Raw genomic sequence first — 14,582 nt, 5'->3', positions numbered from 1 at the left:
ACACTGCGTGCCCGGATTTACGAGGCGGAACGCGACCCCGACAGGGATCGCAGCAAGTACGGCACCGACGAATACCTGTACGAGCGGATCGAAAAGGCGCGCGAGCATATCGCCGAAGAGCGGGCAAATCCGGACGACCTGATGGAGAAGGCTTCGCAGCTTACCCCGGAATCCGACGACTATGAAATTCGCTGCCTACTTGCGATGGCTCACGCGGCGGGGGTCAACGTCTCTACTCGCAACCGGATCATCGCGAAGATTGCTGAGGTTTTACGATCAGATGGGCGTGCGTAGTCCGCCTTTCGTACGCAGCTTCGATTGCTTTAACCAGTCGCTCAGTAGTTGAAGGGTAAGGCATATGCCGGGCATAGCAATCATCCTGACCTTCGTGTTTAAGGTTGTCATTGAAGCGCTTGGGAAATGATCCGCCCTTCTCTGGATAGCTTGGTAGTTTGATTCCTAGCAGTCCGTTGGGTGTTCTGTTCTCGCCGCGCCTCAAGGAAGCCTGCAATTCCCAATCGACGTACCTCCTTGCCCACGTACAGCGCCCTAGCAGAACAATTGTCACTGTGGAGTCGGACAAGAAGCGCTCCCGGATACGCCGCATGATGTAGTCTGTGTCGGTGCTTTGAATAATGTCGCCGGGCATTTCTTCACCCAATCCACGCGCGATGAACGTGTCGTGCTCATGGTCGAAGTCGCGGACGAACTGATTCACCGCGTCTTGGTCATCATGATGATACGAAATGAAGCATTTCCGGCGAACAATAGCCACGTGCAAATCCTTTTGAAATAATGGCACCCGGAGGCGCTAATTTGAATGTCATATCGTCTTGTATCTATTGAGTCTACGTCGCACCGTCTACTCGTGCGCGACTGAAAAAGCTCCTGCAGCCGCCTCGTGCATTAGCGACCACAACTTTTCAAACTGCGCCCAATCTGTTATTGTTGCATAAATGCAACGCACAAGGGAAGCTGCGGATTGGGCGCTAACGCGCGTGCCCACCACTTGCCCCCAAAAACCGATTGTTTCCTTACATATTTGAAGGATTCCGAGGTGAAATCTGTTATGTTACTCAAGAGATATAACAGAATCATGTCCAAATAGTTGTAATCATTATGGAAAACAAAGCTATCGCTTACCTCAGAACGTCCAGCGCTGCGAACGTGGGTGCTGACAAGACCAGTGGCGCGCGTCAGCGCGAGGCAATCGACCAATGTGCTCGCCAGCATGGGTATGTGATCGTCGCTGAGTACTATGACGAGGCGGTCAGCGGGGCAGAGCTGATCGAAAATCGCCCCGGCTTCAAGGCCCTCCTTGAGCACGTAGCGGGCAACGGTGTTCGGACCATCATCATTGAAGACCCCTCGCGCTTTGCCCGCTCTATGCACGCCAGCATCTTCGGTGAAGTATTGCTGAAAGGCCTTGATGTTAAGGTGATTTGCGCGAACGGCGAGCCTCTCTTCGAGCAAGAGGACGACATGCGGCGCGCCATGTCACAGATCGGGATGGTGTTTGCAGAGCTAGAGAAGCGCAAACTGGTGAAGCGTCTCCAGAAGGGTCGTGACCTCAAGTCTAAAGACCTTGGACGGCGCGTGGAGGGCGGATCGCGCCAGTACTCCGAAGACGCGCTGACGCGCGCCAAGGCCCTCTACCGCGCCGACCGTAAAGGCAACCGGCGAACCCTGCGCCAGATCGCCAGCGAGCTTGCCAAGGAGGGTTTCACTGCACCATCTGGTAAGGAGTATCAGGCAAACAGTGTACGGCAGATGCTGCAAAGGGCTGGCGTCTACAAAGGTAAGTCATAACACGACATATCGCCTCGCCTGAGCCACAGAAACGGTCGCTGAGCGCCGTCAGGCGCTTCTGCCTACGCTGCCACAGGCTCATGAAAATAAGGCCTCCGGGGTCCCGAGACGGGGTATGGGGTGGGGGTGGGGCAAGGCGGGTAGGGGCTGAGAGCGAGTTACACAGCAACCCTGTTGTTACACACAGGGCAACCCTCGCCTGTTCTCATTGCAACAAAACCGCACCGGGGACCCGCCGCCAAGTCATTCCGACAAGAATGGTGTTTCAAAGCCTCTCAAAAATTTTCCGGTCAGAATGGATTTTTGTTGCAGGCGCTGTCCCCCTTGCGCACCGAGCCTTTTCCATTTCATCTCGAATGAACTGTTGTGCTTGCAGCTCCAGACCCCAAGAACAGACAGTGTTGACACGCCATGATCTTTCAATGATGGTGAACGCAACCCGCATTCGATGTGGGTTCAGATGCTCACCGTTGACGTGAGCTCATTAGCTCGCACCCTGTGTGAGTTCTTCAGTTCACCATCAAAGTGAACTCTACAGTTCACAGCAATTGTGACACTGTCTTGGACATATCAGACAGTCCGCTGTCTCTGAGAAACAAGAAATCGAAGAACCATGGAGAAGTATCGTGAGCAACAATAATTCGGCTGGCTGGCCCAGCAAAGAACCCAATCAACCTTCCGGCAAAGGTCGAGATAACAACGAACCCAAAAGTAAGTAAACTGTTGCCCCGGATGTTGCGACATCCGGGGCCGCAAGGGCGTAAGGGCGGGAACTTTCTCCAAGCTGCGAAATACCACGCCCCCAAATTGACATTCGCTCGCTTACAAATGTACTGCGCGCGGATGTCACTCCAGTTTACGGAAACTCCCCCCACTTTGCCATCTCACGATTTCGGAGTCCTTTGGCACTTCCAAAGTATAGTAGCTGTATTCTGAAACTTCCTTAAACCACTTGTATTGGGCTCGCGTGAAGCGCAACATCATCAAATTTTCGCGTATCTCGCTGTGTATCTGTTGGATACCTGCATTGCGAACAAACGCGGTCGAAACGAATTCAACAGTTCTATATCCAGCGCCAATTGTCCTCGCGCTACCGTCAACTTCCCAAAGCTCCCGACGCATAATCGGTCCGTAGGCATCGCGCAAAGCGGGCAATAGCTCCACTTGCTTGTTGACAAGAAGCTTCCTGAATTGCTCGCGTTTCTGCCTCGCCTCTTCAGTTAAAGACAGATTTTCACCCTCTTCAAAAAGTAGCGCCCACGCACCAATTAGCACAAGGCCGGTATTGATGCCGGCAATGTCGCCTGTATATTTCGACGCTTTTACACCGGGAATGGATGCTATTTCTCTGTCCAATTGTTCAATATAGGCGGAGACCTTGACCACTTGTCCGGCTTGACGTTTGGCCTCAGCTTCTGCCCTTCGCTCAGCTGCTGCCGCCTCTGCCTCTGCCTTTATGCGGGCCTCTGCCGCTTCAGTCTCCGCCCTACGTTTCGCTTCAAGTTCTGCAATTCTTGCTTTTTCAATGGCGTAGCGCTCGGGGTCCAGCTCCTCCAGTTCCAAAATCCACTTGGCTCGGTCGCGGACTTCAAGCTGTGTCAGGTATGCGGTTGGGTCTGCCGCGCGCAGTTCTGCTATCCCCTGAGCATCCAACATGGCTCCATAGGAGAGTGTCGTGCTCACTAGACCCACAAAAAACGCGACTGATGCGCTGAACGCTCGATTACCCAAGTATATCTGCGGAAGCGGTTTGAAAATCGCGATTAGGGGCACCAAAAGGAATAACGGCCCTATCAATAAACCAACTTCTGGAAAGGTTGTCGCAAACACCATCCCCCCAACTGTTAAGGCAACAACGATGCACAAGCCTTTCAAGAACGCTTTCATTTTTTCGACCCTTCTCAGCTCACGGGTTATGGAGCGAGAAAACCCCGCCTTCGAAAAGATACCATGCAGATTTTCGCGCTTCATTGGTTATGAATGGATACATCACGCGCCGCTGGGCCGGGTTTCCACCACCTTCGCATGTGATCCGATGCACAAACAGTGTTTCGCTGCTAAGCGTCATTTCCTCGCGCAAGGGCAAGAACAATTCAAACTCTGGGTTGGCGAAGAATGTGTTGTTATCGTACCGCGTATATGTGGAAGATTGCCCAGCATAGTCGCAGTTGTAGAACACACCTTCTGCGTAGCCGCGATTGAAAGTCTGGGATTGGCCGATAATACCTTGTGTGTTTATGAACCACGCCTCGCCGTTGAAACCAACAACTGACCATTGCGTGTCAATGAAGTCGGCACTGACGGGCGTTGAAAAGATAGCCGCGAGGATGAATGGGATCGTTCTCATGATTGGCGCACACCACTCCGCGAACTAGTTGCAATGTCTATTGCGATTACGTGCTTGAGTAGACTGAGTTTGAGTCCACCAACAACAATTTGTCCTTGTTATCCTTTGATGGAGGCAGGAGTTTGGCGAGTCGATGGCTATATCAATCTTAATCACGCACTAAGGTCAAACTCTCGCCTTAAAGGTTTCCTAGTCCGAGCCGATGCAACGAAAAGGAGAATGACTTGCGAACTATATCGACTGCTATCGCGCTGGCTTTAACTCTTGCAGCATGTACGGAACCCGTAATGGAAACCGGGGTTCGGTATCAACCTATTAGCCCCGAGCAAGTACGCGTATCGTTTGCCTCGTCACCCGACTGTGCGGGTGCTGTAGAAGTCGGGCTTGTGCCGCAGGTGGGTTCAAACAAGTACTCGCAAGAACGCGCCTTGACCGAAATCAAGCGTCAGGCTGCTATGCGCGGAGCCAACCTAGTGTTGCTCAAAACTCAGGCCACGAGCTTGCTGGGCGATATGTTAATTGATGCAAACATGTATCGGTGCCCGTAGGAAGGATCACTCTCAGATCAGACTAGAGAGGAGGCGCGATTCAGCGCCTCCGAAGTACCATAGAAATACTAGGAGAAGTACCATAGAGAACCGAAATGGACATGCAGAGTTATCCATTAAGTCATTGTTATATATAAGAAAAGATATTGGGGAAGAATGGTGGGTGATAAGAGATTCGAACTCCTGACATCTTCGATGTGAACGAAGCGCTCTACCACTGAGCTAATCACCCGGTGACGGGGCTTTTAGACTCAGTCGTCATCCTCTGCAAGAGCCTCTTTTCCACCTTTTCCCTCACCGCCGCCCTGCCGCAGCCGGCAGATCAGGACGCGTCCGCTTCCGGATTCCTTGACCCGCGTGGTCTTGAGCCGCCCCATCGGTTGCAGGACCAGTTCACGCCCATCGGCCAGCGACTCGCCCAGAACGGCCAGCATCGCCTCGACGACCTGTTTGGCGTCCTTCTTCTTGACGCCCGAGCGTTTCACGACCTTCTCGATCAGCTCTTTCTTCTTCATCTCGGGCCCAGTCACGACAGGGCTGGAAGAGGTGACCAGCTTCGGCTCGGCCGCAGCGGGCTCTGCCGGTGGGGCGATTGGCGAAAGGACCGGCGCGGCTGTCACCTCGGCCAGCGGCGCGGCGGGTTTGGGGGGCGCCACCGGCTGGGAAATCGCGGCCGCCTTGGCAGGCTTCACGGGTTTGCTTGCCGCCTTGGCGGGCTTCGCCGGCGCCTTCACGGATTTGGCAGCCGTCTTGGAGCCTGCCAGGTTTGCGGCCGTCTTCACGCCCGGTTTGGCGCCTGTCGGTTCTGTCTTGTCCGAACTTTTTACTTTCACCATGTCCACTGTCCCAAGGTTTGTTTCCTGTTCAGAAACGCATACCGCGAAATTTCGAACAGTGCATGAAAAATCGGCGGCACCCGAGGGATGCCGCCGATCTGTTTCATCCTGTCCCCGGATCACCGGGATCTGCGTGTCAATGCGCCACGGCGCTTGACGGTTCGGCCTTGGCCACGGCGGCCGCAGCGGCGGCTTCCTCGGCTTCCTCATCCCATTCGATCGGCTCGGGCGCGCGCACGAGGGCCAGCTTGAGAACCTCGGACACGTGGCTCACGGGGATGATATCCAGCCCCTCCTTCACATTGTCCGGGATCTCGGCCAGATCCTTTTCGTTCTCGGCCGGGATCAGCACCGTCTTGATGCCACCCCGCAGCGCCGCCAGCAGCTTCTCCTTCAGACCGCCGATGGGCATCGCATTGCCCCGCAGACTGACCTCGCCGGTCATGGCGATGTCCTTGCGCACGGGGATCTGCGTCAGCACCGACACGATCGAGGTCACCATGGCCAGACCTGCACTCGGCCCGTCCTTGGGCGTCGCGCCATCGGGGACGTGGACGTGGATGTCGATCTTGTCGAACTTGGTGGGCTTCACCCCGATCTTCGGGCTGATCGAGCGGACATAGGAACTGGCCGCGTCGATGCTTTCCTTCATCACATCGCCCAGCTTGCCCGTCGTCTTCATCCGCCCCTTGCCCGGCAGGCGCAGCGCCTCGATCTGCAAGAGGTCCCCTCCGACAGAGGTCCAGGCGAGGCCAGTGACGACCCCGATCTGATCCTCGGCCTCGGCCAGACCATAGCGGAACTTCTTGACGCCAAGGAACTGATCAAGGTTCTCCTCGGTGATGACCACCTTGGTTGCCTCTTTCTTGACGATCATCGTCACGGCCTTGCGGGCCAGTTTCGCGATCTCACGCTCAAGGTTCCGCACGCCCGCTTCGCGGGTATAGCGACGGATCATCTCGTTCAACGCACCATCGGTGATCTCGAATTCACCCTTGCGCAGACCGTGATCCTTGATCTTCTTGGCGATCAGGTGATGCCGCGCGATCTCGCGCTTCTCATCCTCGGTGTAGCCGGCCAGCGAAATGATCTCCATCCGGTCCAGAAGCGGACCGGGCATGTTGTAGGAGTTCGCCGTCGTCAGGAACATCACGTCCGACAAGTCGTATTCCACCTCAAGATAGTGGTCCACGAAGGTCGCGTTCTGTTCCGGATCAAGCACTTCCAGCATGGCCGAGGCCGGGTCCCCTCGGAAATCCTGCCCCATCTTGTCGATCTCATCCAGCAGGATCAGCGGGTTCGTGGTCTTGGCCTTTTTCAGCGCCTGAATGATCTTGCCGGGCATGGAGCCGATATAGGTGCGCCGATGCCCCCGGATTTCGGATTCGTCGCGCACACCGCCCAGCGAAATGCGGATGAATTCGCGCCCCGTGGCGCGGGCCACGGATTTGCCAAGGCTGGTCTTGCCCACACCGGGAGGGCCGACGAGGCACATGATCGGCCCCTTCAGCTTCTGGCTGCGCTGCTGCACGGCCAGATATTCGACAATGCGTTCCTTGACCTTCTCCAGACCGTAATGATCGTCATCCAGAATGGTCTGCGCCTTGTGCAGGTCTTTCTTGACGCGGCTCTTGATGCCCCATGGCAAGCCCAGCATCCAGTCAAGGTAATTGCGCACGACGGTGGCTTCCGCCGACATGGGCGACATGTTCTTGAGCTTTTTCAACTCTGCCTCGGCCTTGTCGCGGGCTTCCTTGCTCAGCTTGGTGGCCTTGATGCGCTCTTCCAGCTCGGTGACTTCGTTGCCGCCATCCTCGCCATCGCCCAGTTCCTTCTGAATGGCCTTCATCTGCTCATTCAGATAATATTCGCGCTGGGTGCGCTCCATCTGGCTTTTGACACGGGTCTTGATCTTCTTCTCGACCTGCAGCACGGACATTTCGCCCTGCATCAGGCCATAGACCTTCTCAAGCCGCTCGCTGATGCTGAGTGTTTCCAGAAGTTCCTGCTTCTGCGCCACGTCGATCCCCAGATGCCCGGCGACCAGATCGGCCAGCTTGGCCGGATCGGTGGTTTCCGACACGGCGACCAGCGCCTCCTCGGGGATGTTCTTCTTGATCTTGGCATAGCGCTCGAACTCTGCCGTGACGGTGCGCAGCAGCGCCTCGATCGTGGCGGCATCGCCGGAGGTTTCGGTCAGGTATTCCGCCCGCGCCTCGAAGAAGCGATCATTGGTCAGGTATTCGGTGATGCGCACGCGCGCCTGCCCCTCGACCAGCACCTTGACGGTGCCATCGGGCAGCTTCAGCAGTTGCAACACATTGGCCAGAACGCCCGTCTGGTAGATCCCGTCCGAGGCGGGATCGTCGATGGATGGGTCGATCTGGCTGGACAGCAGGATCTGCTTGTCATCGGCCATCACTTCCTCAAGCGCGCGAACCGATTTCTCGCGGCCGACGAAAAGCGGCACGATCATATGCGGGAACACGACGATATCGCGCAGAGGCAGAACAGGATAGGAGGGGTTCAGGGGGTCTTGCATGCTCGGTCCTTTGTTCGGCAGATGGCGCGGTCCCGACAGTCGGCAACCGGGGCATCTCCATTATCGTTCCGTTAATCTGGGGCACGGAGGCCGGAGTTTCAAGCGTCCGGCGTCATGCTATCATCGCCAGAATGCCTTCGCGCCCCGGTCAGGGCAAGGCGCGAAATGCAGCAGGTTTGAAATGTCACCCGGCCCGCCCGCGCGCGCAGAAGCATGACACCTCGACCGGCAGGTCCGAGCGCGCCTGCGCCAGATCCAACCGCTGGCGGATCAGGCGGGCCTCATCGCTGCTATCCGCGCCCCGGGCCTTCAGACAGTCCATCAGCCCGCGCAGTGCCCAGATATTGTCAGGATGGATCTGCGCCCGCGTCAGGGTGCCACCCAGCCCCAGATCCTCGCGGTAAACGGCCTCGGCCTCGGCGGTCCGGCCCTGTTCCAGCAGAAGCGCGCCCAGCGCATGGCGGGTGGGCTGCATCCAGCCCCATGGCTCGTCATAGGGCAGATTGTCATCGGCTGCGACCGAGGCGCGCAGATGCGCGAAAGCCGCGTCGAAATGGCCGCGGCGATATGCGATTTCGCCCGCCAGCATCTCCTCGGCGATGGTGAAAAGGTCCTGACAGCGGTTGTTGTGCAGCAACCGCGTCGCGGGCACGCGGGCACGGGCCGCCCGGAACAACGCCTGTTCGTCCAGTGCCTGATCCACCTGCCCCAAGGCGGCATGGGCCACGCCCTTGGCATAGTGGATCATCGCGGTGAGGTTCGAGAACAGGACCGGATCGGCGGGCAGCTCCTGCGCGATGATCTCCTCCCATTTGCCGAAACGCACGAAAACGTGTTGTTTGACGGCAAGGTAGCTTTCAAAGAAATCCGCCATCGGGGGTGATGGGATGCGCAGGAAATCTTCGGGCATGGTGGCGATGAGTTCCTCGGCTGCGGAAAGGGCTGGCCCGTACTGGCCCAGAAACATCGCGCCATAGACGGCGAAATGATAGTTGTGCACGCGGTAGCCGGTGTAGAAATTCATCACCCCTTCGCGGTCCAGATACTTGCGATCCGCCGCGATGGCCGCCTGGTTCCAGTGCAGCGCATCGTGGTAGTTGCCGCACAGCACGTCGATATGAGTGGGCATATGCACCAGATGGCCCGCATCGGGCACAAGCGTCCGCAGCACATCCGCCGCGGGCAGCGCCTTTTCCGGGACGGGCGACATTTCCATCAGATGGACGTAGAGATGCAGGATGCCGGGATGCGCCATGGCACCGGGCCGGTCGCGCATGGCATGTTCCAGCAAGGCGCGCACTTCGACGGTGGCGGCATTGGGGGCGGGCTGGCCGGTCGCCAGATCCCACATGCGCCAGGGTGTCAGGTCCATCAGCGCCTCGGCCGTGACCGACAGGATATCAAGGTCATCGGGATGCGCCAGATGCGCTGCGCGCATCGCATCCGCGAAAGCGCGGTCCCAGGGACGCATGTCAGGGATGGGCGTGGCTTGCGGATAGCGCGCCGCCAGCGCCCGGATCAGTGCCTGTTCGGGCGGGGTGACCTGATCCAGACGCGCCAATGCCGCCTGTGTCGCGGCGTGGGCGCGCGCCAGCGCGGCTGTCTTGCTGGCCTCATCGTAAAGCGCCCAAGGCATGTTGTAATTCGGTCCCATCGCATAGGCGATGCCCCAATGGGCCATGGCACAGTCAGGATCGGCGGCCAGCGCGCGGTCGAAACAGACCACCGCCTCGGCATGGTTGAAGCCGAAGGTCCAGTTCAGGCCGCGGTCGAACCAAATCTGCGCGTCAGGCGCGGACGTCGTGACCGTGCGGCCATAGCGGCCCAGATCATAGCCATAGTCCATCCCCTGCCCCTTTCGCGCCCGCATCCCCTGTGGATGGATATTTAAGGCAAGAAGAAACGGAATGTTAAGGTTAATCGGCGAGGGTCGGAACACGGTACAGGCGGGGACGCCGATGACCGTGCAAGGAGAAACCCCTTCCGCACCCGCCGCCGGCCCCTCTGCCGCCCGGCCCCGTGCGGAAGGGTCACCGCGCCTGATGTTTCTTCTTGCTGCAAATATCCATTCCGCCCGTGCCGCCGGGATCAGAGGGGTGGAATATCGCCCTCTGCCCGCTGCGCATGGAAATCGGCCTCGAAGGCCGCGAAAGTGCCTGCGGCGATGGCGTCGCGCATGCCCTGCATCAGGTCCTGGTAGTAATGCAGGTTGTGCCATGTCAGCAGCATGCCCGAGATCATCTCGCCAGCGCGGAACACATGGTGCAGATAGGCGCGCGAATAGCCCCGGCAGGCCGGGCAGGCGCAGGATTCGTCCAGAGGGCGCGGGTCGTCCTGATGGCGCGCGTTCTTGATGTTCACCACGCCGTGGCGCGTGAAGGCCTGCCCGGTGCGGCCCGAGCGTGAGGGCAGCACGCAATCCATCATGTCGATCCCGCGCTTGACCGCGCCGACGATATCATCGGGTTTGCCCACGCCCATCAGGTAGCGCGGCTTGTCGGTGGGCAGCATGTCGGGGGCATAGTCGAGGACACCGAACATCGCCTCCTGCCCCTCACCCACGGCGAGGCCCCCCACGGCATAGCCGTCAAAGCCGATCGCCTTGAGCGCCTCCGCGCTCTCGGCGCGCAGATGCTGCGTCACGCCGCCCTGCTGAATCCCGAAAAGCGCATGCCCCGGCCGGTCGCCAAAGGCATCGCGCGAGCGTTGCGCCCAACGCATCGACAGGCGCATGGCGCGGGCCACCTCGGCATCATCGGCGGGAAGGGCGGGACATTCGTCGAAGCACATCACGATATCGCTGCCCAGAAGGCGCTGGATCTCCATGCTGCGTTCCGGGGTCAGGTGGTGTTTGGACCCGTCAATATGGGATTTGAAGGTGACACCTTCCTCGGTCAGCTTGCGCAGGCCGGACAGGCTCATGACCTGAAAGCCGCCACTGTCGGTCAGGATCGGCTTGTCCCAGTTCATGAAGCGGTGCAGCCCGCCCAGACAGTCGATCCGTTCCGCCGTGGGGCGCAGCATCAGGTGATAAGTATTGCCCAGAAGGATGTCGGCCCCCGTGGCGGCCACGCTCTCGGGCATCATCCCCTTGACGGTGGCGGCGGTGCCCACGGGCATGAAAGCCGGCGTGCGGATCACGCCGCGCGGGGTCGTGATCGCGCCCAGCCGCGCCTTGCCATCTGTGGTCTTGAGGTCGAAGCGGAACCGCCCTGCCGTCTGTGTCATCTGTCTGCCCTTTGTCGCATCGGCCTCCTATGGGGCGTTTTGCGTCAAAAGCCAAGACGGCAGGCAGGGCGGGTCAGCGCATCACTTGACGGATTTGCCTGCCACGGTGATCCCCGGCTTGCCCGCGCCGGAATTGGCCGTGGCCAGAACCTTGGGCTTTTCCTGCTTGGGTTTCTTGCTTTCCTTGTTGCCTTTGGTCTTGTTGCCTTTTTTGGACATGACCGGTTCCTTCCGGCTGAAGCTCCGGGCGGCGGATGCCGTGCGGATCGATCCCTGCCCTGCCGGATCGCAACGGCCTGCTTGGGTCGCGGTGCAGACCGGCGTATTCAATAGGGCAGGATAGTGCGGACAGACCGCCAGCGGGCCGGGTCTGCCCGGCACGTCGGCGCGTATCATCAAGATATGCGTGCCGCCCTGCCGTTACAAGACAGAGCGCCGCGCGCATTGACCTGCCGGTGGCACTGGACGAAACCGCCCTCTATCCTTATATGTTCAGTCAGGAAATCCGCAGGACTGATCGCAGGACAGAACATGACCCAGAACGCCGAACCGCTTGAAGGCACTCCGCTGATCGCGCCCTCCAGCACCGACCATCCTCTCTATGATGAGGTGGTGGCCGCCTGCCGCTCGGTCTATGATCCCGAAATCCCGGTGAATATCTACGATCTGGGCTTGGTCTATACCATCGACATCAATCCCGAGAACGAGGTCAAGGTGATCATGTCCCTGACCGCCCCCGGATGTCCCGTGGCCGGAGAGATGCCGGGCTGGGTCGCCGATGCGATCGAACCTCTGCCCGGCGTCAAGCATGTGGATGTCGAACTGACATGGGAGCCCCAATGGGGCATGGACATGATGAGCGACGAAGCCCGGCTGGAACTGGGCTTCATGTGATCCGCCGCCGGTGATATCCTCACCGGGGCAGGACAAAGGCTGAAAGGCAGGAACGATGTTCGCCATACCCGGAAAACAGGCCGTCACCATCACCGAGGCCGCAGCCCACCAGATCGCGCGGCTGATGGCCAAGGATGGCCACAAGGGTCTGCGCATCGGCGTCAAGAAGGGCGGCTGCGCGGGCATGGAATACACGATGGAATATGCCGCCGACATCAACCCGATGGATGAGGTGGTGGAACAGGATGGCGCGCGCGTCATGATCGCGCCGATGGCGCAGATGTTCCTGTTCGGCACGCAGATCGATTATCAGACATCGCTGCTGGAATCGGGGTTCAAGTTCAACAACCCCAATGTCGAGGATGCCTGTGGTTGCGGCGAATCGATCAAGTTCAAGGATGTCGAGGCGCTGTCCGCCGAGCGTGGCGACGTCTGATCCGACCCGTCGCGTCTGGAAAACCCCGTCCCCTGCCTGTAAGGACAAGGCAAAACAGGACGGAGGATGTGGTGATGCGGCGCAAACTGGCAGCGGGCAACTGGAAAATGAACGGGATGCTGGCCGATCTGGGTCAGCTGGACCGGATCATGGCCGCCTGCCCTGCCCCCGGTGTTGATCTGCTGATCTGCCTGCCCGCCACCTTGATCCATGCCGCGTCTGAACGGTGCCTGTCGCATGCGATGCAGGTCGGGGCGCAGGATTGCCACTCGGAAATCGCAGGCGCCCATACCGGCGACATCGCGGCGGCGCAACTCTCCGATGTCGGTGCCACGGCCGTGATCCTTGGCCATTCGGAACGCCGCGCCGATCACCAAGAGGACAGCGCCGCCGTGCGCGCCAAGGCCAGGGCCGCACAGGCGGCCGGGTTGGTCGGCGTGATCTGCGTGGGCGAGACGCTGGCCGAGCGGGACGCGGGCCAAACGCTTGAGGTGATCGGCGCGCAGCTTGACGCCTCGGTCCCCGACAGCGCCACGGGGGACAACACCGTCATCGCCTATGAGCCGGTCTGGGCCATCGGCACGGGTCGTATCGCCACGACGGATCAGATTGCCGAGGTGCATGGCTTTCTGCGAGACCGCCTTGTCAGCCGGTTCGGGGCCGCCACAGGAGAGGCGATCCGCCTGCTCTATGGTGGGTCGGTCAAGCCGGACAACGCGGCGCAGATCTTTGCGGTTGCGGATGTTGACGGCGCGCTGGTCGGCGGGGCCAGCCTGACGGCGGATGATTTCTGCCCCATCATCGCGGCATTAGAGGCCAGCTAGGCACAAAAGCAAACGGCGCGAGGTTGCCCCCGCGCCGTCTGTGTCTTGTGATCGTCGCGGATCGCTAACGCACCAGTATCTCTGGTCCCATCATCATCGTCGGCAACCATGTCGAGATGATCGGCACATAGGTGATCAGGATCAGGAACACGAAAAGCACGGCCAGGAAAGGCAGCGCCGCGCGCACAACGCGCATCATCGGCATGCCCGCCACGCCAGAGGTGACGAAGAGGTTCAGCCCCACCGGCGGCGTGATCATCCCGATTTCCATGTTCACCACCATGATGATGCCCAGATGGATCGGGTCAATGCCCAGTTCCATCGCGATGGGGAACACCAGGGGTGCCACGATCACGATCAGGCCCGAAGGTTCCATGAACTGGCCGCCGATCAGCAGGATGACGTTCACGATCACAAGGAACATGATCGGACCGAAACCTGCGGCCAGCATCGCGCCTGCGATCTGCTGCGGGATCTGTTCGTCTGTCAGAACGTGCTTGAGGATCAGCGCGTTGGCAATGATGAACATGAGCGTGACGGTCAGCTTGCCCGCCTCGAACAGGGTGTTGCGGATGTCGCGGTGGAAGAAGGCCGTGACCAGCGCAATGGGCCGATCCAGAAGGGTCAGGTTGCGCTCGCCCTCCGGGCGGGCCAGCGGGCCCATGTCGCGGTAGACGAAGCAGGCGATCAGGAAGGCATAGACCGCCGCCACGGCTGCGGCCTCGGTCGGGGTGAAGATACCGCCATAGATACCGCCAAGGATGATGACGATCAGCATCAGACCCCAGCCAGCATCCCGGCCTGCGGACCAGACCTCACCCCAGCCCAGCCAATCGCCCTTGGGCAGGTTCTTGACCCGCGCAATGACGTAGATGGTCAGCATCAACATGAAGCCTGCCAGCAGGCCCGGAATCACACCGGCCAGGAACATCCGGCCCACCGACACATCTGTGGCCGAGGCATAGACCACCATCACGATGGAGGGCGGGATCAGGGGCTCTGTTGCACAAATCCTGTGAGGGATTCATCTCGTGAATCCAGCGTGGTAGCTGGGATGCATGAGCAGACACATACCCCCGACCTACAAGACCACGAACTGGCCAGCCTACAATGAAGCG

13 protein-coding genes, 1 tRNA gene and 1 pseudogene are annotated in these 14,582 nt (G+C 59.4%); 5 read left to right on the top strand and 10 right to left on the bottom strand.

The genetic code is table 11. From position 1 onward, the window contains the following. Positions 1–294: hypothetical protein (locus PVW27_RS20625; RefSeq protein ID WP_274560958.1), on the top strand; the 294-nt coding region annotated here is incomplete at its 5' end. Here the strand turns inward: PVW27_RS20625 and PVW27_RS20620 are convergent. Next, positions 248–775, bottom strand: coding sequence for a TIR domain-containing protein (locus PVW27_RS20620; RefSeq protein ID WP_274560956.1), 528 nt, complete (start codon positions 773–775; stop codon positions 248–250). The genes PVW27_RS20625 and PVW27_RS20620 overlap by 47 nt on opposite strands. 344 nt (positions 776–1,119) lie before the next feature. Between PVW27_RS20620 and PVW27_RS20615 the strand changes: the two genes are divergently transcribed. Beyond that, complete coding sequence (locus PVW27_RS20615; protein ID WP_274560955.1) at positions 1,120–1,809, top strand: recombinase family protein; 690 nt, start codon at positions 1,120–1,122, stop codon at positions 1,807–1,809. A gap of 846 nt (positions 1,810–2,655) precedes the next feature. Here PVW27_RS20615 and PVW27_RS20610 read toward each other — a convergent pair. From PVW27_RS20610 to PVW27_RS20575, 8 genes are all read right to left on the bottom strand, one after another. Next, on the bottom strand, positions 2,656–3,696 hold the full coding sequence (locus tag PVW27_RS20610) for a hypothetical protein (protein ID WP_274560953.1): 1,041 nt from the start codon (positions 3,694–3,696) through the stop codon (positions 2,656–2,658). A gap of 19 nt (positions 3,697–3,715) precedes the next feature. Then, complete coding sequence (locus tag PVW27_RS20605) at positions 3,716–4,156, bottom strand: hypothetical protein (RefSeq protein ID WP_274560951.1); 441 nt, start codon at positions 4,154–4,156, stop codon at positions 3,716–3,718. Between the two features lie 705 nt (positions 4,157–4,861). Then, positions 4,862–4,936, bottom strand: a tRNA-Val gene (locus PVW27_RS20600). A 19-nt stretch (positions 4,937–4,955) separates the two neighbouring features. Further along, on the bottom strand, positions 4,956–5,540 hold the full coding sequence (locus PVW27_RS20595) for an HU family DNA-binding protein (RefSeq protein ID WP_274560950.1): 585 nt from the start codon (positions 5,538–5,540) through the stop codon (positions 4,956–4,958). 136 nt (positions 5,541–5,676) lie between these two features. After that, positions 5,677–8,082 carry an endopeptidase La gene (gene lon, locus PVW27_RS20590; RefSeq protein ID WP_274560948.1) on the bottom strand — a complete coding sequence of 802 codons (2,406 nt, stop codon included), beginning with the start codon at positions 8,080–8,082 and terminating at the stop codon, positions 5,677–5,679. 184 nt (positions 8,083–8,266) lie between these two features. Then, complete coding sequence (locus tag PVW27_RS20585; RefSeq protein WP_274560946.1) at positions 8,267–9,928, bottom strand: hypothetical protein; 1,662 nt, start codon at positions 9,926–9,928, stop codon at positions 8,267–8,269. A gap of 242 nt (positions 9,929–10,170) precedes the next feature. Beyond that, entirely contained in the window at positions 10,171–11,310 is a 1,140-nt protein-coding gene (gene tgt / locus PVW27_RS20580; protein ID WP_274560944.1) for a tRNA guanosine(34) transglycosylase Tgt, read from the bottom strand. An 81-nt stretch (positions 11,311–11,391) separates the two neighbouring features. Continuing rightward, positions 11,392–11,529 carry a hypothetical protein gene (locus PVW27_RS20575; protein ID WP_274560942.1) on the bottom strand — a complete coding sequence of 46 codons (138 nt, stop codon included), beginning with the start codon at positions 11,527–11,529 and terminating at the stop codon, positions 11,392–11,394. A gap of 312 nt (positions 11,530–11,841) precedes the next feature. On the opposite strand from PVW27_RS20575, the gene PVW27_RS20570 reads away from it, so the two are divergent. The 3 genes from PVW27_RS20570 (at position 11,842) to tpiA (ending at position 13,464) form a co-directional block, all read left to right on the top strand. Then, positions 11,842–12,204 (top strand): SUF system Fe-S cluster assembly protein, encoded by a 363-nt coding sequence (locus tag PVW27_RS20570; protein ID WP_274560941.1) that lies wholly within the window; start codon positions 11,842–11,844, stop codon positions 12,202–12,204. Between the two features lie 55 nt (positions 12,205–12,259). Beyond that, positions 12,260–12,640, top strand: a complete 381-nt coding sequence (locus tag PVW27_RS20565; RefSeq protein ID WP_274560939.1) for a HesB/IscA family protein — start codon at positions 12,260–12,262, stop codon at positions 12,638–12,640. 74 nt (positions 12,641–12,714) lie between these two features. Continuing rightward, positions 12,715–13,464, top strand: a complete 750-nt coding sequence (gene tpiA / locus PVW27_RS20560) for a triose-phosphate isomerase (protein ID WP_274560937.1) — start codon at positions 12,715–12,717, stop codon at positions 13,462–13,464. 64 nt (positions 13,465–13,528) lie between these two features. Here the strand turns inward: tpiA and PVW27_RS20555 are convergent. Beyond that, positions 13,529–14,458: pseudogene (locus PVW27_RS20555) on the bottom strand (TRAP transporter large permease); the annotation flags it as partial. Between the last annotated feature and the right edge of the window lie 124 nt (positions 14,459–14,582).

This window comes from Seohaeicola sp. 4SK31, assembly GCF_028802875.1.
Classification (GTDB): domain Bacteria; phylum Pseudomonadota; class Alphaproteobacteria; order Rhodobacterales; family Rhodobacteraceae; genus Seohaeicola.
The sequence above is the reverse complement of the archived record's forward strand: the minus strand, read 5'-3'. Positions and strand labels throughout refer to the sequence as shown.